The organism is Rhodanobacter soli, from assembly GCF_040548735.1.
Classification (GTDB): Bacteria; Pseudomonadota; Gammaproteobacteria; order Xanthomonadales; family Rhodanobacteraceae; genus Rhodanobacter; species Rhodanobacter soli_A.
The window spans coordinates 1-19,541 of record NZ_JBEPSD010000001.1 but is presented as its reverse complement, the minus strand read 5'-3'; the positions used below and the strand labels follow the sequence as shown (position 1 = coordinate 19,541).

General features: G+C 68.1%; 16 protein-coding genes and 1 pseudogene. 5 read left to right on the top strand and 12 right to left on the bottom strand.

The window, feature by feature from the left end:
* Positions 1-12: 12 nt before the first annotated feature.
* Together folP and orn are read right to left on the bottom strand one after the other, a co-directional pair.
* Positions 13-927 carry a dihydropteroate synthase gene (gene folP, locus ABIE04_RS00085; protein ID WP_354546570.1) on the bottom strand — a complete coding sequence of 305 codons (915 nt, stop codon included), beginning with the start codon at positions 925-927 and terminating at the stop codon, positions 13-15.
* Positions 928-959: 32 nt separating this feature from the next.
* Positions 960-1,526: an oligoribonuclease gene (orn, locus tag ABIE04_RS00080; RefSeq protein ID WP_354546569.1), complete on the bottom strand. Its 567-nt coding sequence runs from the start codon at positions 1,524-1,526 to the stop codon at positions 960-962.
* A 71-nt stretch (positions 1,527-1,597) separates the two neighbouring features.
* Here orn and sbcB point away from each other — a divergent pair, with 71 nt between their 5' ends.
* Together sbcB and ABIE04_RS00070 are read left to right on the top strand one after the other, a co-directional pair.
* Positions 1,598-3,043 carry an exodeoxyribonuclease I gene (sbcB, locus tag ABIE04_RS00075; protein ID WP_354546568.1) on the top strand — a complete coding sequence of 482 codons (1,446 nt, stop codon included), beginning with the start codon at positions 1,598-1,600 and terminating at the stop codon, positions 3,041-3,043.
* A gap of 33 nt (positions 3,044-3,076) precedes the next feature.
* Complete coding sequence (locus ABIE04_RS00070) at positions 3,077-3,763, top strand: DUF2461 domain-containing protein (protein WP_354546567.1); 687 nt, start codon at positions 3,077-3,079, stop codon at positions 3,761-3,763.
* Here ABIE04_RS00070 and ABIE04_RS00065 read toward each other — a convergent pair.
* The 4 genes from ABIE04_RS00065 to rnk all read right to left on the bottom strand — a co-directional run bounded on the left by ABIE04_RS00065 (position 3,760) and on the right by rnk (position 9,002).
* The gene (locus ABIE04_RS00065; RefSeq protein WP_354546566.1) at positions 3,760-5,073 is read right to left on the bottom strand and encodes an MFS transporter; all 1,314 of its coding nucleotides are present in this window, start codon (positions 5,071-5,073) and stop codon (positions 3,760-3,762) included. The genes ABIE04_RS00070 and ABIE04_RS00065 overlap by 4 nt on opposite strands.
* A gap of 121 nt (positions 5,074-5,194) precedes the next feature.
* On the bottom strand, positions 5,195-6,151 hold the full coding sequence (gene epmA, locus ABIE04_RS00060) for an EF-P lysine aminoacylase EpmA (protein WP_354546565.1): 957 nt from the start codon (positions 6,149-6,151) through the stop codon (positions 5,195-5,197).
* Positions 6,151-8,541: an NAD-dependent DNA ligase LigA gene (ligA, locus tag ABIE04_RS00055; protein WP_354546564.1), complete on the bottom strand. Its 2,391-nt coding sequence runs from the start codon at positions 8,539-8,541 to the stop codon at positions 6,151-6,153. Before ligA ends, epmA begins: the two co-directional genes overlap by 1 nt.
* Positions 8,542-8,594: 53 nt before the next feature.
* Positions 8,595-9,002, bottom strand: a complete 408-nt coding sequence (gene rnk, locus ABIE04_RS00050; RefSeq protein WP_214554333.1) for a nucleoside diphosphate kinase regulator — start codon at positions 9,000-9,002, stop codon at positions 8,595-8,597.
* 174 nt (positions 9,003-9,176) lie between these two features.
* On the opposite strand from rnk, the gene ABIE04_RS00045 reads away from it, so the two are divergent.
* Entirely contained in the window at positions 9,177-10,652 is a 1,476-nt protein-coding gene (locus tag ABIE04_RS00045) for an MFS transporter (RefSeq protein WP_436410344.1), read from the top strand.
* Positions 10,653-10,707: 55 nt separating this feature from the next.
* The gene (locus ABIE04_RS00040) at positions 10,708-11,916 is read left to right on the top strand and encodes a cation:proton antiporter (protein ID WP_354546562.1); all 1,209 of its coding nucleotides are present in this window, start codon (positions 10,708-10,710) and stop codon (positions 11,914-11,916) included.
* A 46-nt stretch (positions 11,917-11,962) separates the two neighbouring features.
* Here the strand turns inward: ABIE04_RS00040 and ABIE04_RS00035 are convergent, their stop codons facing one another.
* The 6 genes from ABIE04_RS00035 to ABIE04_RS00010 all read right to left on the bottom strand — a co-directional run bounded on the left by ABIE04_RS00035 (position 11,963) and on the right by ABIE04_RS00010 (position 18,807).
* On the bottom strand, positions 11,963-12,820 hold the full coding sequence (locus ABIE04_RS00035) for a helix-turn-helix domain-containing protein (RefSeq protein ID WP_354546561.1): 858 nt from the start codon (positions 12,818-12,820) through the stop codon (positions 11,963-11,965).
* Positions 12,821-12,861: 41 nt separating this feature from the next.
* Positions 12,862-14,436, bottom strand: coding sequence for an alpha-amylase family glycosyl hydrolase (locus ABIE04_RS00030; RefSeq protein WP_354546560.1), 1,575 nt, complete (start codon positions 14,434-14,436; stop codon positions 12,862-12,864).
* Positions 14,433-15,272 (bottom strand): alpha/beta hydrolase, encoded by an 840-nt coding sequence (locus tag ABIE04_RS00025; RefSeq protein ID WP_354546559.1) that lies wholly within the window; start codon positions 15,270-15,272, stop codon positions 14,433-14,435. Before ABIE04_RS00025 ends, ABIE04_RS00030 begins: the two co-directional genes overlap by 4 nt.
* Positions 15,269-16,387: an alcohol dehydrogenase catalytic domain-containing protein gene (locus ABIE04_RS00020; protein WP_354546558.1), complete on the bottom strand. Its 1,119-nt coding sequence runs from the start codon at positions 16,385-16,387 to the stop codon at positions 15,269-15,271. Before ABIE04_RS00020 ends, ABIE04_RS00025 begins: the two co-directional genes overlap by 4 nt.
* Positions 16,384-17,196, bottom strand: coding sequence for a phytanoyl-CoA dioxygenase family protein (locus tag ABIE04_RS00015; protein WP_354546557.1), 813 nt, complete (start codon positions 17,194-17,196; stop codon positions 16,384-16,386). Before ABIE04_RS00015 ends, ABIE04_RS00020 begins: the two co-directional genes overlap by 4 nt.
* 150 nt (positions 17,197-17,346) lie before the next feature.
* Entirely contained in the window at positions 17,347-18,807 is a 1,461-nt protein-coding gene (locus ABIE04_RS00010) for an MFS transporter (protein WP_354546556.1), read from the bottom strand.
* 471 nt (positions 18,808-19,278) lie between these two features.
* Between ABIE04_RS00010 and ABIE04_RS00005 the strand changes: the two are divergent.
* Positions 19,279-19,541 (top strand): annotated as a pseudogene (locus ABIE04_RS00005) (glutamine--fructose-6-phosphate transaminase (isomerizing)); the annotation flags it as partial.

Genomic DNA, 19,541 nt, shown 5'->3' with positions numbered 1-19,541 from the left:
TCGCCCGGCCGATCAGTCGTCGTCGGGCCAGCGCGGTGCGCTGGATTTTTCCTCACGCCGCGGTACGGTGTCGAGCGCACGCACCGCCTGCCATACCGCCAATGCATCCACGGTGGCGGCGACGTCATGCACGCGCACCATGCGGGCGCCACGCTGAACCGCGATCAACGCGGCCGCGGCTGAGCCGGCGGCGCGTTCGATGGGTTCGCTGCGGCCGGTCAGCGTGCCAATCATCGACTTGCGCGACAGCCCGGCATACACGCCGCTGCCGAGGTTGGCGAAACGCTCCAGCGCGCACAGCAGCGCGAGGTTGTGTTGCAGCGTCTTGCCGAAACCGAAACCGACGTCGACCATCACCTTGCGCCGGTCGATCCCGGCCAGTTCGCAGGCGAACAGCCGGTCGGTGAGGAACCGGTGCACCTCGCCGACCACGTCGTCGTAATGCGGCTCGGCCTGCATGCTGCGCGGCTCGCCCTGCATGTGCATCAGGCACACCGGCACGCCCAGTTCGGCCGCAGCCTGCATCGCACCATCGCGGCGCAGCGCATACACGTCGTTGATCATGCCGGCGCCGGCGGCCACCGCTGCGCGCATCACCTCCGGCTTGGACGTGTCGATCGCGATCGGCAACGTGGTGCGCGCGATCAGTTGCTCGATCACCGGCAGCACCCGGCGCAACTCTTCCTCGACCGGCACGTCGGCCGCGCCGGGACGGGTCGACTCGCCGCCGACATCGAGCATGTCGGCGCCCTCTTCCGCCATGCGCAGGCCATGCGCCACGGCGGTTTCCACGCTGTCGTGCATGCCGCCGTCGGAAAACGAATCGGGGGTGACGTTGAGGATGCCGACCACCCGTGCGCGATCGAGCCGCAACGGACGCCCGGCGCAGTCCAGCACCGGCGCAAACAGATCGTTCGACATGCTCATGGCCTCGTCAGTTTCCGGAAACAGCGTCGCACTCAGGCTTTGATCCCGCCGCCCAGTTCGCCCATGTAGCGGCGATAATGGCGCAGCTCGGCGATGGAGTCGCGAATATCCGACAGCGCGGTATGCGCCGATTCCTTGCCGACGCTCTTGGCGATTTCCGGCGCCCAGCGCCGGGCCAGTTCCTTGAGCGTGGAGACGTCCAGGTTGCGGTAGTGGAAGTAGCGTTCCAGCCGCGGCATCTGCCGGTGCAGGAAGCGGCGATCCTGGCAGATCGAGTTGCCGCACATCGGCGACTTGCCCGGCGGCACCCACGCGCGCAGGAAATCCACCGTGGCCTGCTCGGCCATCGCGTGATCGGTTTCCGAGATCAGCACCTGCCGCCACAGGCCCGACTTGTGGTGCTGGTTGGTATTCCAGCTGTCCATCGACTCCAGTCGGTCGATTTCGTGGCGCATGGCGAATACCGGTCCTTCGGCCAGCACGTTCAGATCTTTGTCGGTGACCACCGTGGCGATCTCCAGGATCGAGTCGTTGTCGGTGTCGAGGCCGGTCATCTCCAGATCGATCCAGATCAGGTTGTCTTCGTGTACTTGGCTCATGGGCTCTCCTTGTGGGCGGGAGTTTATCAGTCCCATGCCGGCCCGGCTTTCGGCCATGCGATCATGGCCCGATGCAGACCTTCTTCTGGCACGACTACGAGACCTCCGGCGCCGACCCGCGGCGCGACCGGCCGCTGCAGTTCGCCGGCATCCGCACCACCCTCGAACTGGAAGTCATCGGCGAACCCGTGATGTTCTACGGCAGGCCCTCGCTGGAGATGCCGCCCCACCCCGACGCCTGCCTGATCACCGGCATCGCCCCGCAACAGGCCGAACGCGAAGGGGTCAGCGAGGCCGAATTCGCCGCTCGCGTGCACGAACAGCTGGCGGCGCCTGGCACCTGCGGGGTCGGCTACAACTCGCTGCGCTTCGACGACGAGTTCACCCGGCAGATGCTGTACCGCAACTTCTACGAGCCGTACGGCCGCGAGTGGGAGAACGGCAACTCGCGCTGGGACCTGATCGACCTGGTGCGCATGTGCCAGGCGTTGCGGCCCGAAGGCATCGTCTGGCCGCTCCGCGAGGACGGCTCGCCCAGCTTCAAGCTGGAACACCTGGCCGGCGCGAACCAGCTCAAGCAGGAACGCGCCCACGACGCACTGTCGGACGTCTACGCGCTGATCGACCTGGCCCGGCTGATCCGCGTGCGCCAGCCGCGGCTGTGGGACTGGTACTACGGCCTGCGCCGCAAGCAGAAGGTGTTCGAGCTGCTCGACGCGGTAAACATGACGCCGCTGGTGCACGTCTCCTCGCGCTACCCGGCCAGCCGCCATTGCCTGGCCGTGATCGCGCCGCTGGCGCCGCATCCCAGCCGCCCCGGCGAGGTGATCGTGTACGACCTCGCCACCGACCCGGCCGCATGGCTGGCGCTGGACGAGGACGAGATCGCCGACCGCATCTTCACCGCGCGCGCCGACCTGCCCGAGGATATCGAACGCATCCCGCTGCGCACCGTGCGCGCGAACCACGCGCCGGCGCTGGCGCCGCTGTCGGTGCTGCAGGGCGTGGACCTGGACCGCCTGCAGCTGGACCTGGCCCGCTGCCAGGCCCACCGTGACGTGCTGCATGCCGTCGACGGGCTCGCCGAGAAACTGCGCCGCGTGTTCCAGCGCGCCGCCGAACTGCCGCCACCGGAAGACCCCGAACTGGCCTTGTACGGCGGCGGCTTCCTGCCCGACGCGGACAAGCGCCTGCTGGCCCAGGTGCGCGCCACGCCGCCGAAGGAACTGGGCACGCGCGCGTTCCCGTTCCGCGATCCACGCTATGCGGAGCTGCTGTTCCGCTACCGCGCGCGCAACTGGCCCGAAACGCTGGATGCCGACGAGCGAACGCGCTGGGAAAGCTTCCGCGAAGCGCGCCTCACCCGCCACACGCCGCTTACCGGACTCACCCTCGACGATTATTTCGCCCGCCTCGGCGAACTCCGCCACGATCCGCAGGCGCAGGACAAGCTGGCCCTGCTCGACCAGTTGCAGGCGTGGGGCGAGCAGCTCGCCGCCAGCGTCGCCCCCCTCTGATCCAACCCACCCGATCCGCCCTCAAGACCCGCCATGTCCCAGAGCTATTTCACCCCCGCCACCTTCCGCTTCCTGCGCGCCGTCGGGCGCAACAACAACCGCGATTGGTTCCACGCGCACAAGGATGACTACGAGCGTCACGTGCGCGAGCCGTTCCTGCGGCTGATCACCGACCTGCAGGGGCCGCTGGCAAAGATCAGCCCGCACTACCGCGCCGACCCGCGCAAGAACGGCGGCTCGCTGTACCGCATCTACCGGGACACCCGCTACTCCAACAACAAGCTGCCGTACAAGTCGTGGCAGGGTTCGCGCTTCTTCCACGAGCGCCGGCACGAGATCCAGGCGCCGGGGTTCTACCTGCACATCGAACCTGGCGAATGCTTCGCCGGGGGCGGCATGTGGCACCCGGAACCGGATGCGCTGAAGCACATCCGCGAATTCCTGGTCAACAACCCCGCCGCGTGGAAACGGGCCACCCAGGGCAAGGCGTTTCGCGAGCGCCTGCGGTTGGGTGGGGAATCGCTGGTCCGCCCGCCGCGCGGCTACGACCCTGCGCACGAGTTGATCGAAGACCTCAAGCGCAAGGATTTCGTCGCCACCACCGCGTTCAGCGAGGCACTGGCCTGTTCCGACGAACTGCTGCCGTGGACGGTGGCCACGTTCAAGCAGGTCGCGCCGCTGGTCGACTACCTGTGCGCGGCGCAGGAACTGGAGTTCTAGACCGGAGCCATCGTGACGCTGCTGCGCCGCGCGGCCAGCAGCCAGACCGCGACGGCGATCCCGATCACGGCGGTGAACGCCACGTAGTGCGCCGGTGCGAGCACGCCGAACCGCTTCAGCAGCAGGCCGATCAGCGGCGGCGTCAATCCACCGAACAGCGCATAGGCGATGTTGTACGAGAACGACAGGCCGGAAAAACGCACCGCTGGCGGAAACGCCACCACCATCAGCGCCGGCACCACGCCGACGACGCCCACGGCGAAACCCGCCAGTGCGTACAGCGCGACGAAATGTGCGGCGCCGGCCTGCAGGTCGAAGTACAACGCGTAGCCGCATACCAGCAGCCCGATCGCGCCGCACAGCAACGCCCACGCGTAGCCGATGCGATCGGCCAGCCAGCCGTAGAAGAGACAGCCCAGCGCCAGCGCAAACGAGGCCACGCTGTTGCCGAGGAACGCGCGCGCCGGCACGACATGGAACGCGGACTGCACCAGCGACGGCGTCATCAGGATCAGCACCACGATCGCGGCGGTGAGCATCCAGGTCACCAGCATCGACAGCAGCACGCTGGGCAGGTGTCGTTCGAACACCCGCCGCAGCGGCAGGCCCGAGGCCAGCTCCTTGCGCGCATGCATCGCCTCGAACACCGGCGTCTCGCTGAGCCAGCGGCGCAGCCACACCGCGAAGAAGCCGAACACGCCGCCGGCCAGGAACGGCAGCCGCCAGCCATGATCGAGCACTTCGGCCGGAGTCATCCGGCTGTTGATTGCCGCGGCCACCAGCGAGCCGATCAGGATGCCCACGGTGAGTCCTGAGGTGAGGCTGGCGCAGGCGAAACCGATGCGCCGCGCCGGCACGTGCTCGGCAACGAATACCCATGCGCCGGGCACCTCGCCGCCCACCGCGATGCCCTGCACCACCCGCAGCAACAGCAGCAAGAGCGGCGCCAGCATGCCGATCTGCGCGTACACCGGCAGCAGGCCGATGGCCAGGGTCGGCACCGCCATCAGGAACACGCTGAGGGTGAACATCCGCTTGCGCCCCAGCTTGTCGCCGTAGTGCGCCATCACGATGCCACCCAGCGGCCGCGCCAGGTAACCCGCCGCGAAGATGCCGAACACCTGCAGCTGGGCCAGCCACGGCGCGGTGTCGGGCGGAAAGAACAGGTGGCTCAACGGGATCGCGAAGAACACGAACACCACGAAGTCGTAGAACTCCAGCGCACCGCCCAGCGCGGACAGCAGCAGGGTTTTCACGTCGCGTCGGCGCAGACGATCGGAGGGAAAGTTGTCAACCAGTGGGGTCTGCATCGCGTGAGCATTCCTGCCATGACAAGCGCGCAACCTTAGCAGCCCCGTCCGTCGCTGCCATCGTGCGATCGCGTCAAGACATCCACGTCCGGCGCGGGGGCGTCGGTTTCAGGCCACCGGGTCAGGCTTCGGAAAATGGATACGCCAGCACGTCGGCGATCGCGTCGGTGTCGGCCAGGCACATCAGCAAGCGCTCAATGCCCAGTGCCACGCCGGCGCAGTCGGGCATCGCGTCGAGCACGCCGAGCAGGTGTTCGTCGAGCGGGATCTCGCGCAGGCCGCGCGCGCGGCGCACCGTGTTGTCGCGCTCGAAACGCCTGCGTTGTTCCGCGGCGTCGTTCAATTCGTGATAGCCGTTGGCCAGCTCGTAGCGACCCAGGTACAACTCGAAGCGCTCGGCCAGCGGCGGCTCACCGGGACGGATCTTCGCGAGCGCGCACTGGCTGGCCGGGTAGTCGTGGATCACCGTGATGCGATCGCGCGGAAACGCCGGTTGCAGCTTGTGCGTGATCAGCAGGTCGAGCCAGTCGTCGCGGCCGAGGCCATTCGGACCGATGCCGTACTCGGCCAGCGGTGCACGCAGCTCGTCGATCGAGGCATGCGCCGGGTCGATGCCCAGCCCGTCGAGGAACAGTTGCCGGTAACTCGTCACCAGCACCTCGGCGCGCCGTCCCACCATCGCCAGCGCCGCCTCGACCAGCGCAATGGTTTCCTGCATCAGCCGGCGATGGTCCCAGCCGACCCGGTACCACTCCAGCATGGTGAACTCGGGATTGTGCCGCCCGCCCGCCTCGCCGTTGCGGAACACCCGGCCCAGCTCGTAGCAGTCGCCGACACCCGCCGCGAGCAGCCGCTTCAGCGGATATTCCGGCGAGGTGCGCAGCCAGCGCTCGCGCGCGCCGGCGTCGACATGGCCGCTGAAGCGCGTGCTGAAACTCTCGATGTTCGGCTCGGTATTGCCGGCCGCCGACAGGATCGGCGTCTCCACTTCCAGCACTCGGTGCTCGGCGAAATGTGCGCGTACCAGTGCGTACAGCCGCGCGCGCAGCTGCAGGGCGGCAAGTGGTTCGACGCCCATCAACCTGCCTCGTGCTCGCCGAGCAGGGCAAGCAGTTGCGCCTCGTCCCACACCGGCACGCCCAGCTCCTGTGCCTTGTCCAGCTTGGAGCCGGTGGCTTCGCCGGCGATCACCGCGCTGGTTTTCTTCGATACCGAACCGGAGACCTTGGCGCCCAGCGCTTCGAGTCGATCCTTCGCCTCGTCGCGGCTGAGCGAGGCCAGCGTGCCGGTGAGCACGAAGGTCTGCCCTTCCAGCGGCGCGCTCGTCGCCCTGGCCGTGCGCGGAATCGCTTCGAGCAGACGCTGCATCGCGGCCTCGGCTTCGCGCAGTTCGGCCAATGCGGCTGGATCGGCGATATGGTTTTCCAGGCTGGTCGCCGCCGCCTGCGGCACGCCGGCGGTGATCCAGTGCGCCGATCCTCCGGCCAGCAACTGGTCGAGCGTGGGGAAATGTTGCACCAGCAGCTTGCAGCTCTTCGGGCCGAGCTTGTTGATGTTGGCCATGCCCAGCAAGACGCCCAGGTTCAGGCGCTCGCGCAGCAGCGGCGACGGCGCGCCCTCGTCGCTGAACGCGATGCCGGCTTCGAGCAGCGCGTCGACCACCTGCTCGTTGCCCGCCTGCGCAAAGAAGCCGGCGATCGAGGTGGCCACTTCGCTGCCGATATCCGGCAGCACGCGCAGTACGGCCGCCGGCGTGCCGCGCACGAAGTCGAGCCGGCCCAGCCACGCCGCCAGTGTCTTCGCCGTACTTTCGCCGATGTGCATGATGCCCAGCGCATACAGGAAGCGCGCCAGCGTGGTGTGCTTGCTGGCCTCGATCCCGGCCACCAGGTTTTCCGCCCACTTGGTCGCCACCTTGCCGGCCTTCACCGTCTCCGGCGTCGTCCCGTCGCGCTCGTCGATGGCTTGCTTCATCGCCACGAAGCGCTTCACCGTCAGCGCATACAGGTCGGCCGGCGAGTGCACGATGTCGAGCTCCACCAGCGCCTCGGCGAAGCGCTCGCCCAGTCCCTCGATATCCATGGCGCGGCGCGAGGCAAAGTGGATCAGCGCCTCCTTGCGTTGCGCGGCGCAGACCAGCCCGCCGGAGCAGCGCCACGCGGCGGCGCCCTCCTCGCGCAGCAGCTCGGAGCCGCACACCGGACAGTGCGTGGGCATCGTCCACGGTACCGTGCCGGCCGGGCGCAAGTCCTCGACTACGCGCACCACTTCCGGGATCACGTCGCCGGCGCGGCGCACGATCACGGTGTCGCCCACGCGCGCGTCCAGCCGTGCGACCTGGTCGGCGTTGTGCAGCGTGGCGTAGGTCACCGTCACCCCGGCTACCTGCACCGGCTCCATTCGCGCGCGCGGCGTGGCGGCGCCGGTGCGGCCGATTTGCACCTCGATGCCGAGCAGTTGCGTGGTCTGTTCCTGCGCCGGGAACTTGTGCGCGATCGCCCAGCGCGGCGCGCGCGAGACGAAGCCCATTTCGCGCTGGCCGGCGTAGTCGTCCAGCTTGTAGACCACGCCGTCGATGTCGTACGGCAGGCTGTCGCGTTTCGCTCCGATGCGGTGGAAGTACGCGATCAGGCCGTCGAAGCCGCGCGCGATACCCACTTCGGGCGAAACCGGAAAACCCCACTCGCGCAACTGCTGCAGCGTGGCCGAGTGCGTCGGCGGCAGTTCGCCGCCTTCGACCACGCCGATCGCGTAGGCGAAGAAGCTCAGGCGCCGCTTCGCCGTGATCGCCGGGTCGAGCTGGCGCAGCGAACCGGCGGCGCCGTTGCGCGGGTTCGCCAGCGGCTTTTCGCCATGCTTGCGGGCGTAGTCGTTGAACGCCTCGAAATCCTTGTGCAGCATGATCACTTCACCGCGCACTTCCAGTACGTCAGGCCAGCCCTTGCCGCGCAGTTTCAAAGGTATGGCGCGTACCGTGCGCAGGTTAGCGGTCACATCCTCGCCGGTCTCGCCGTCGCCGCGGGTGGCGCCCTGCACGAACACGCCCTGTTCGTAGCACAGGCTGATCGCCAGGCCATCGAGCTTGGGTTCCACCGAGAAAACTGGTTCAGTCCGTTTTGTCGTCTGCTCGATGCGGCGCTCGAACTCGGCCACTTCGCGGAAGCGTTCGCGATCCGACTCGCCGGGCTGCTCGAACGCATTGCCCAGCGACAGCATCGGGATCGCGTGGCGCACCTCGGCAAAACCGCCCCGCGCTCGTGCGCCGACCTTGCGGGTCGGCGAATCGGGCGAGGCCAGTGCGGGGTGCTCGGCCTCCAGCGCTTCGAGCTCGCGCATCAGCCGGTCGTACTCGGCGTCGGTGATGTCCGGGTCGTCGAGCACGTGATAGCGGTAGTTGGCCTGCTCGATCTGCGCCCGCAGCGCTGCGGCGCGGGCGACAGTCTCGGCCGGGGCCGGGCGTTCGGTCATGCGGGTCTCCTTCGGATCTCCCCGCAGTTTAACGACACCGGAGCGCGATGGACTCAGCGGTGGAAGTGGCCCGCCGCTTCCGGCTGGTAGGCGATCTCCAGCACCTTCAGGCGACGCTTGCGGCCGTCCGGCGTGGGCCAGTCGATCTGCTGGTCGCGCGCCAGCCCGAGCAGCGCGCTGCCCACCGGCGCCAGGATCGACACCGTGCCGGGCGCGCCGGCAGCCGCCGGGTACACCAGGGTCAGGGTCAGCTTTTCGCCGTTGCTTTCGTCCTCGAAGGTGACGGTGGAATTCATCGTCACGATGTGCTCCGGCATCGCCGCCGGCTCGACCACGTCGGCGCGATCCAGCTCCGCGCGCAGCGCATCGAGCTTGTCGGCCTCGGCGGCCGGCAGGCGTTCCAGCAACGCTTCGATGCGTTCCATGTCGATGCGGGAAACAGTGATCGGTGGCTTGCTCATGGCTTTTCCTGATACTCGCGGCTCCTGCCGCACAAAAGCACACGCCGGAACGAAGACGCCCCGGCGCGTGTGGTTGTTAGTGGCCGTGATGCCTATCTGGGCATGACTGGCAGATGAAACAAGGTCCACTGTGCTGATACCACCGGCGAAAATCAAGCTGTCATAGCAGCTACCATGCGGGAAATGCCTCCCCACACTGCCGCGGACACCCACGCCGTCGCCCCCGACGCCCTCGTGCCAACGACGGATGCGGCTGATTTGCGTGAAATTTCCACGCGCGAGCGCTTCCGTGGACTGCTGTGGCTGGTGGCCGCCGCGTTTTTCATGCAGGCACTGGATTCCACCGTGGTCAACACCGCGGTGCCGGCGATGGCCGAAGCGCTTCTGGTCACCCCGCTGGGCATGCGCACCGCGCTGACCAGCTACGTGCTGACCCTGGCGATCCTGATCCCGGCCAGCCCGTGGCTGTGCGACCGCTTCGGCACGCGGCGGGTGTTCGGCGCGGCGATCGTGGTGTTCGGCCTGGGCTCGCTGCTGTGCGGCGTGGCGCAGACGCTGCCGCAACTGGTCGCCGCGCGCGTGGTGCAGGGCATCGGTGGCGCCTCGCTGATGCCGGTGGGCCGCTACGTGCTGGTGCGCAGCATCGACAAGCGCGAGTTCGTGCGGGCGATGAGCACGGTGGCCACGTTCGGCCTGCTCGGTTCAGTGCTGGGCCCCCTGCTGGGCGGCGCGATCGTCGAGTTCACCTCGTGGCGGCTGATCTTCCTGATCAACGTGCCCGTGGCGATCGCCGGCGTGTGGATGAACAAGCGCGACATGCCCGACTACCGGCTCGACCGCGCGAACCGCTTCGACCTGTCCGGCTTCCTGCTGTTCGGTGCCGCCTCGGCGCTGCTGCTCACCGCCTCGGAACTGGCCGGCAGCGCACCGGTACCGTGGCTGCGGATGGGCCTGTGCGCGCTGGTTGCCGTGCTGCTCGGGGCGATCTACGTGTGGCATAGCCGGCGTACCCCGTATCCGGTGGCGGACCTGCAACTGCTGCGCGTGCGCAGCGTGTGGGTGTCGCTGGCCGGCGGGCTGTTCACCCGGCTCGGCATTTCCGGCATGTTCTTGCTGCTGGTGCTGTTCCTGCAGGTCGGCTGCGGCTGGTCGCCGCTGATGGCCGGCCTGATGATGGTGCCGCAGGCGCTGGGTTCGATCATCGCGAAGTGGGCGGTCAACCGCGCCCTGGTGCACTACGGCTACCGCCGCCTGCTGCTGGGCAACACGCTGATCGTGGCCGCGCTGCTGGCCACGTTCGCCCTGCTCGGTCCGGGCTCGCCGGTGTGGGTGATCGCGTTGCTGACGTTCGCCTACGGCGCCTTCGCCGGCCTGCAATACACCACGATGAACACGCTGATCTACACCGACCTCGACATCAAGCACGCCTCGATGGCCTCGTCGATGGCCTCGACCGTGCAGTACCTCGCGATGAGTTTTGGCATCGCACTGTCCACCTTGCTGATGGAAGCGATGCTGCAAGGCCACGCCCACGAAGATTACGTGGTGGCATTCCGCTGGACGATGATCATGTTGGCGGCGATCACCGCGGTGGCCAGCCGCGTGTTCAGCCGCTTGCGGCACGATCGTCCGGTGCCCGGCGCTGCATGACGCAGGAGGCTGCATGTAGCATGCAGTCTTTGTCGAAAGCCCGGGCACGCGCCGCATGCACCACGCCAGCGAGATCCTGTTCACCCTGTTCGTCGTGTTCGTCGCCGCCCAGATCGGCGGCGAGATCGCGCAACGGCTGAAATTGCCCGGCGTGGTCGGCGAGATCGCCGCCGGCTGCGCGATCGGTCCCTCCCTGCTGGGCTGGATCAGCCCGGAGCAGATCGTCACCGGCACCCCGCTCGACGTGCTGGCCGAGATCGGCGTGATCCTGCTGCTGTTCGCGGTGGGCCTGGAAACGCGGCTGGAAGACCTGAAGAAGGTCGGCAAGGTCGCGTTCGTGGTCGGCGTGGTCGGCGTGCTGGTGCCGTTCGGCATGGGCAGCGTGTGGGCCCATGGCAACGGCTTCGACTGGGACCGCTCGCTGTTCGTCGCGGCCGCCTTCGTGGCCACCTCGGCCGGCATCACCGCGCGTGTGCTGCAGGAGCTGAACGCGCTGCAGCGCATCGAGAGCAAGGTGATCCTGGGCGCCGCGGTGATCGACGACATCCTCGCCATGCTGCTGCTCGGCATCGTGGTGTCGCTGCAGGGCGGCGGCAGCATCAACGCCTCGCACCTGCTGGTGGTGCTGGCCGGCGCGGTCGGCTTCATCGCGGTGATCGGTTGGGGCGGCGCGCGAGTGATGCGCTGGAACTCCGCCTGGCTGGACAAGCCGCTGGGCCCGCACTCGCCCTTGATGATCGTGCTGGCGCTGTGCCTGGGCCTGGCCTGGCTGTCCACCCAGTTCGGCCTGGCCGCGATCATCGGCGCGTTTCTGGCCGGCATGATCGCCTCGGAAACCCGCCAGCAGCACACCCTGGAGAAACAGACCCAGCCATTGCTGGCCCTGCTCACGCCGTTCTTCTTCGTGGTCACCGGCAGCAAGGTCGACCTGCACGAGCTGGCGAGTATGGACGCCCTGCTGATGCTGGCCGTGGTCACCACGATCGCGATCGTCTCCAAGTTCATCGGCGGCTGGCTCGGTTCGCTGTCGCTGGGCCGGCGCAGCGCCACCATCATCGGCTTCGGCATGGTGCCGCGCGGCGAGGTGGGCATCGTGGTCGCCACCCTGGGCCTCGCCGCTGGCGTATTCGACAACCGCATCTACGCCATCATCGTGGCGATGTCGTTGCTCACCGCGATGGTGACGCCGCCGGTATTGGCGTGGCTGCTGAAGCGATCCGGCAACGGGGGAGCCGCCGTGGTGGTGCCGGATGTGAAAGGCTGAAGGAGCGCTCGGCCTACCAGCACCTTCCCGAAACTGAAAACATCCGCTACAGCGTGGAACCGCCGCGCCCGGCGCGGCGGTAATCCCCTGGCGTCATGCCGAAGCGGCGATGGAACAGTTCGCCGAAGTGTGACGGGGTGGAGAAGCCCAGGCTGTCGGCGATGGCGGCGACGCTCTGCCCGGATTCCAGCAACCGCCGGCTGGCCAGGTGCAGGCGGTGCGTGCGGACGTAGTCGCTCCAGCTCATGCCGACCTGCTGCTTGAAGCGGCGGCTGAAATAGGCCGGCGACAGCGCGCACAGTGCCGCGGCCTGCTCCGCTCCGGGCGCGTCGGCCGGGTTGTTGCGCAAGCGGTCGATCGCCGGGCGCAGGCGCTGCAGCCCGCCGGCGTCCGCAGCCAGCCTCTGGCCCTGGATGGCGGGTGCGCGGACGGCCGCACGCAGCAGCAGTTCGATCAGCGGCAACGCCAACGGGTCGGCCGCATCCAGCCCGGTAAGCCAGTCGGCCAGCAGCAGCAGGCGGAGATACGTTGCGCGGTCGGGCCGGGCGCAGAACGGGTGCTGCAGGCGCTCCAGGCCGGAGGTGCGCGCCAGCGTCTCGCCGGCGCCCGCCTCGACCTGCACCAGCACCCAGTCGCGCGGCCCCGCGCCCAGCGCAAAGTCGTGATGGATCATCGAGGGCACGAAGGCGATGCAGCGGGGAGCCAGCGTGTAGCGCCGGTCGTCGGCGACGAAATGTCCGGACACTTTGCCGAACAGCACCAGTTCGTGCACGTCGTGGAAATGCACGAACGGTTCGGACGCGGTGGCCTCGCGCCCCTGCCGGATGCGCTCCGCGCGCACCGTGGCGCCCGGACGCAGTTCGACCGGCTCGCAGATCGGTCGATCGAGATGCGGCAGCGCCATGTCGAGTTCCTCCCCCGGCGTTCCACCGGTCGTGCGTCGCCTCAGCGCGTACCGAGCACGCGCACCTGCATCGGGTGCAGGACCGTGTCGACCGCTGCACCCGCGCCGCCATCCAGCAGATCGACCCACGGCGTATCGCCGATCGACGCAGGGTCGAGCGCCGGCCGCGCATCAGTATGGCCGAGGTTGACGAGCAGCAGCGTACGCCGAGCTCCCTGCTCGCGCAGGATGCACAGCACCGCGGAAGCATCGTCGCACAGGATGCGCTGGCTGCCTTCGCGCAACTCCGGCCGTGCATGGCGCAGCGCCAGCAGTTTCCGGTACCAGTGGTACAGCGAATCCGGCCGCGCCTGTTCTTCCTCCAGCGATACGCCGTCGTTCGAGCGGTTGAAGCGCTCGGTCCACCAGCGCTGCGGGCCCTGATACCAGGTGGCCGAACCCGGGGCGGCGAGGTCGGCTTTCCAGCGGAACGCTTCGCGCATCGGGATCTGGATGCCGTCGGATACCGGGGCGTTCTGCAGCGGGCGTCCGCGCATGCCCAGTTCCTGCCCGTAGTAGATCAGCGGCTCGCCCTTCAGCATCAGCGCGATGGCAGCACCGGCACGGGCCCGTGCCGGGTCGCCGTCGACCAGCGACATGAAGCGGTCGATGTCGTGGTTTTCCAGCAGGATCACCTGGTCCTTGCCCGGTGGCGTGGCGGCGGCCGTGGCCCGCAGCGCCTTGACGATGGCCTGCTTGTCGAGCTGCACCAGCGCACCGCGCAACGGAAACGCGAATACCAGGTCGGCGTGGCCGCGCGTCAGAAATTCCTGGCCGTAGCCCCAGCCGGCCTGTTCGGCAAGGATGCGCAGCTCCGGCCGCCGCGCCTTCAGCGCGCGGAACATCGGCGTCCAGAAATCCGCGAACAGGTTCTTGTCCAGGCCCTTGTGGTCGAGGTCGTCCATCATGTGGTCGATGCGGAAACCGTCGACGCCATCGCGGCCGCTGCCGTCGCCGTGGGGATCGGCCCAGTACAGCAGCATATCCAGGAAGTAGCGCTTCACCGCCGGCTGGTTCAGGTCGACCATGGCGATGCCGATCTGGCGGCCGTCATAGCCGGCCCAGGTGGCGTGGTCGAGGAACGGTTCGGCGATGCGATGCTCCGGATCGCGCCACAGCAGGTAATCGGCGTACTTGGCATGAGGCCTGCCTATCGATTCGCGCCACCACGGGTGGCCCTCGGCGACGTACTGGAATTCCTCGTCCAGATAGACCTTCAGCCCGCGCGCATGCGCGGCGCGGACGAACGCGAAGTAATCGTCCATCGAACCGTAGGCCGGTTCGATCGCCCTGAAGTCGGTGGCGAAATAATTGTGGTAGTACGGCGAAGGCTGCAGCGGCGTGAGCAGGATCGAGGTGATGCCCAGTTGCTTGAGATAGTCGAGCTGGGACGTCAGGCCCTTGAGGTCGCCGATGCGGTCGCCATTGCTGTCGCGGAAGCTGCGCTCGAAGATCTGATAGAAAACCTCGTCGGCTGACTGCACTCGCGGCGGTGCGGTCGAGGCCGGGGTAGAGAACGCCGCCATCGCGAGCATGATCGTGGCGACCCAGGTGAGCGTGGACTTCATCAGGTTCATGCGTCGTTCCCTTCTTCAGTGTGGGCATGCAGCATCTGGCCGAAGAAGCGCAGCGTGCCGTCCAGTGCGGCGGCCCAGTAAGGCCAGTCGTGCCCGCCCTCGCCTTCGGCGTACTGATGGGTGATGCCGGCCTGCTGCAGCGCGCGGTGCAGTGTGCGGTTCGCGTCCAGATACGGATCGTCGCGGCCGCAGGCAAGGCGGATCGGCGGCAGTACGTCGGTCGCGCCGACCAGCGCGGCCAGGATGCTGCGGTCGGCCGGGGCATCGCTCCAGCCGGTTCGGCTTTCCTCGATGAGCCCGTCGAGCTGTGCGACGTCGGTCACCGTCGACAGCGCGGCGGCAGCGGTGATGCGCCGCGGATATTTTCCCGCCAGCCGCAAGGCGCCGAAGCCGCCCATGCTCAGGCCCGCCAGCAGCAGTGGCGAGCGCGTCGTGCAGCCTTCGATCACCTCGCACGCCAGCGCCGGCACCTCGTCCATGATCCAGCGTTCGGCATCCTGGCCCGCCTGCGCCACATAGCCCGATCCATCGCCCCACAGGCCATCCGACGGCATCAGCAGCGCGACCGGCGGCAACGCGCCTTCGGCGATCAACCGCGCGGCGGTGAGGTGAGCCGCACCTTTCAGCGCCCACGCCCAGTGCGAACCGAACACGCCATGCAGCAGCATCACCATCGGCAGATCCGTCGCGCCGCGCGTCGCGGGCGGCACGAACAGGGTGACGTCGACGCGTCGGCCGAGCGCGCGGCTCTTGACGGTGACGAACTCCAGCCCGGTCGTCGCGATGGCGGAATCGGACTGCTCGATGGTGCGAAAGGTCGGCTGGCCGGTATTCATGCGATGCGCAACACTCCCTTCATGCTGCGTCCGGCCAGCATGTCGTCGAAGGCGCAGCCCAACGCTTCCATCGGATAGCGATGGCTGATCAGCGAGGCGAGTTCGAGCTGGCCACGAGCGATCCAGTCGAACAGGCGCGGGAAATCGCGGTCGGGCACGCAGTCGCCATACAGCGGCGCCATGTAGCGCTTGTTCCAGAACAGCTGCGGCAGTTCGAACGCGGCCGTTCCATGCGCGCCGCTGACCTGCAATGCGTCGCCACCGTTGCGCGCGAGCTGCAGCGGCAGCAAGGCAAGAGCTGCCGTGCCGGTGGCTTCGAAGGCGTGATCCACGCCGCGGCCTTCGGTCAGCGCGCGTACCGCGGCGACCAGCTGCGCATGCTGCGGATCGTCGTCGGCGGCCAGCAGCAGATGGGTGGCGCCCAGCTCGCGGGCGCGCTCGAGCCGGGCCTGTACGCGATCGATGGCGATGATGGTGCGGGCACCGCTGATCCGCGCGCCCTGGATCACGTTGAGCCCTACCCCGCCGCACCCCAGCACCGCCACCGACGCGCCCGGCGCGACGGCGGCCACGTTCACCGCCGAGCCGACGCCCGTCATCACCGCGCAGCCGAGGATGCAGGCCGCGTCCACCGGCAGCTCCGCCGGCAACGGCGTCACCGCCTCGGCACGCACCAGCGCATGCCGCGCGAACGTCCCGAGGTGGAACGAGCGCTCGACCGGACGCCCGCGCCAGCGCGTCGCGCCGGCGTGGGCACGGCTGTTGCCCAGCCGGGGCACGTCGAGTTCGTGGGTCCGTTCGCACAGGGTCGCGGCGCCACGTGCGCACTGGAAACAAGCGCCGCAGGGGATCGCCCAGTTCAGCAACACCGGTTGCCCGATCTCGAGTCCGCGCACGCCCTCGCCGACCTGTTCGACATGCCCGGCCCCCTCGTGACCCATCACCAGCGGGCCGGGCCAGTGCAGCGAGGCATGGTCGGTATGGCAGACGCCAGCCGCAGCAATGGCGACGCGCACTTCGCCCGGTCCGGGCGGCTCGACCTCGATCGTCTCGATCGCGAATCCGCCCTTGCCGTCGGCGATGATCGCCGGCCCGCTGGCGATGCCGGTGCTCATGGCGCGCGTTCGAACAACAGCGGATTCTTCGGCGTGGCGATGACCTCGCCGGCCTTGGCGCCGGGGCACCAGCGCTCCCAATCCGCCTGCTGCATGGCGTTGCCGGGCGCCTTAAGCTTCATGTCGCGATCCATGTAGATCACGGTCATCACCGAACGCGGCCGCGCCGAGCGGTTCGGGCCGGCGCGGTGGAAGGTCCAGCCGAGGTGGAAGCTCACCTCGCCCAGCGCGAAAGGCTCGTCCACCACGCGGAAACCCTGCGCCTCCATGTTCGCCGTGATCGCCCGTTCGCTCTCGTCGGAGATGCCTAGGTCGCGGCCGAACTCCACCGCCTGGCTGCCGGCGAAGAATGCGAGCGGCCCCATCTCCTGCGGCACCGCCTGCAGCGGTACCCATGCGGTGATCGTGCGGTCGCTGTCGACCGGCCAGTAGTACTGGTCGGCATGCGCCGGCGTGATGCCGCCGCCCGGCTCCTTGTACAGCGACTGGTCGTGATACAGGCGCACGCCGTCGACCTGCAGCAGCGCCGCGGCCAGGCCGGCGAGGCGACGGCCGAACACGAACTCGCGCACCCGTTCGCTTTCCTCCCACAGGTTCATCACCTGCAGGAAGGCGCGGTCGTAGGTGCTGCGCTGTTCCAGCGGCAGCGTCTGGGTATTCAGCGCGATGGTCAGCCGCGTGATTTCTTCGCCGTAGTGGCGCAGCTCGTCGGCGTTGAACACGTCTTTGAGCTTGATGAAACCGTCGCGGCGGAAATCCGCAACCTGCCGTTCCGACAGAAGGTAAGGTCGAGCAAGGTCGATCGTCATGCCGGCATCTCCACGGTTCCCAGCGTATCCGCGGCAGGCGCGACGCCAGGCGGGTTCATGTCGACTGCCATGGTAGGAACCCGCGCATCGCCGCACATCGGCGACATGTGTCGAACGAGGCGACCGGACTGTCGGATTCATGACCTCGGTTCAGAGCGCGATCCGCACGCGCAGCGTGCACAGCCCGGCAACCAGCAGGCTCGCCCCGCCCAGCGCAAGCGCCCACATCGGCTGGCCGTGGAAGAACAGCTTCAGCAGTTGGCCAAGCACGCTCGCGGCCACCAGCTGCGGGATGACGATGAAGAAATTGAAGATGCCCATGTACACGCCCATCTTGGCCGACGGCACGCTGTCGGACAGCATGGCGTAGGGCAGCGACAGGATCGACGCCCAGGCAAAGCCGACGCCGAGCATCGACAGCAGCAGCCAGTGCGGATCGCGGATGAGCAGGAAGGAAAGCAGCCCCGCGCCGCCCAGCCACAGGTTGATCAGATGGCTGGCACGCAGTCCCCAGCGGCGCACCATCAACGGGATGACCAACGCGGCGAGTGCGGCAAAACCGTTGTAGGCGGCAAACAGCACGCCGACCCAGTTGGCCCCGTCGTTGTACGCCGCCGAGCGCGGATCGCTGCTGCCGAAGTGCACCTGGGTGACGGCGGCGGTGGCATAGATCCACATCGCGAACAGCGCGAACCACGAGAACAGCTGCACCCACGCCAGCCGGCGCATCGCATCGGGCATCGCGCGCACGTCGCCGAGCACCTGCGCGAGCATGCCGCGGCTGCGGGTCCGCGCCAGCCACAGCAGCGAAACTCCGTACACCAGGAGGCCGCCGGCCAGCAGGTAGAGTTCCTGCTGCAGGTGGTAATGGCCGATCAGCACCGCGCCGGCCACGCCGGCCAGGGCCCAGGCGATCCCGCTGCGCGTGCCGCCTGCCCCGCGTGGATCCTGCTCGTCGACCGGCACGGGGTCGAATGCCCGCAGCTGTTCGGGCGCGTATTCGCGCGTGCTGAGCACGGTCCACAGCACCGCGCCCAACAGGACCGCGCCACCGGCGTAGAAGGAATACTTCACCGTGTCCGGAATGCCGCCGTCCGGCGCGATGTTGCTGAATCCGAACCTGGCCAACAGCCAGGGCATGGCGGAGGCGACTACCGCACCGATGCCGATGAAGAAGCTCTGCATCGAGTAACCCAGCGGCCGCTGGCGAACCGGCAGCTGGTCGCCGACGAAGGCGCGGAACGGCTCCATCGAAACATTGATCGACGCATCCATCAGCCACAGCAGGGCCGCCGCGATCCACAGCTCCGACGCATTCGGCATCCACAGCAGGGACAGCGAGGCAAGCACCGCGCCGATCAGGAAGTACGGACGCCGGCGTCCCAGCCGTGTCCAGGTGCGGTCGGACAGATGCCCGACGATCGGCTGCACGATCAGCCCGGTGATCGGTGCGGCGATCCATAGCACCGGGATCTGCTCCAGCGACGCGCCGAGCGTCTGGAAGATGCGGCTGACGTCCGCCGTCTGCAGCGCAAAGCCGAACTGGATGCCGAGGAATCCGAAACACATGTTCCATATCTGCCAGAACGACAGTTCGGGTTTTGCCTTCATGCGTGGGACGATTCCGGTTGCCATGGGAAGGGGAAACCCGGGCGATCATGAAGGCAAACGATGCCTGTCGCATGTTGTACGGCAACATGGCAGGCGCCGGTCACTCGGCGATCGGCGCCTGTGTGGCGCCGTGGTGATGGCTCGTTCGAATGGCCGATCACTGCCTGTACACGCATCCGGCGGTATGACGGCCGCCGGAAATGGACGGCCACAAGCCGGCCGGCATCGTCGATGAGGCGGGTATGTTCATGGAGTCGTGACGCATTGCCGCGCCCCGGCGTCCACTGCCGTGATGGCCTGGGCTCCCACGTCGACCCGTTGAACTATCTGCACCGCAAGGCGAACCAAGCGGTTGATCCGGCGGCTGCGTCGCCATGGCTGCGGGTTCGGCCACGAAAGCTGGCCGCAATGCGGCCACCCCAGAATGGCCGGCCGGCTTGAACTTCGTACCCAGCATAAGGAAGCGTTGCCATGTGTGGAATCGTTGCTGCCGTCGCCCAGCGGGATGTCGCGCCGCTGCTGATCGCCGGCCTGAAGGCGCTGGAATACCGGGGCTACGACTCGGCCGGCCTGGCCGTGCTGGACGGCGGCCAGGTCCGCCGCGTGCGCGCCAAGGGCAAGGTGCGCGAGATGGAGGCACTGTACCTGGCCGACCCCTTGGCCGGCGGCACCGGCATCGCGCATACCCGCTGGGCCACGCACGGCGTGCCGAACGAGGCGAACGCGCACCCGCA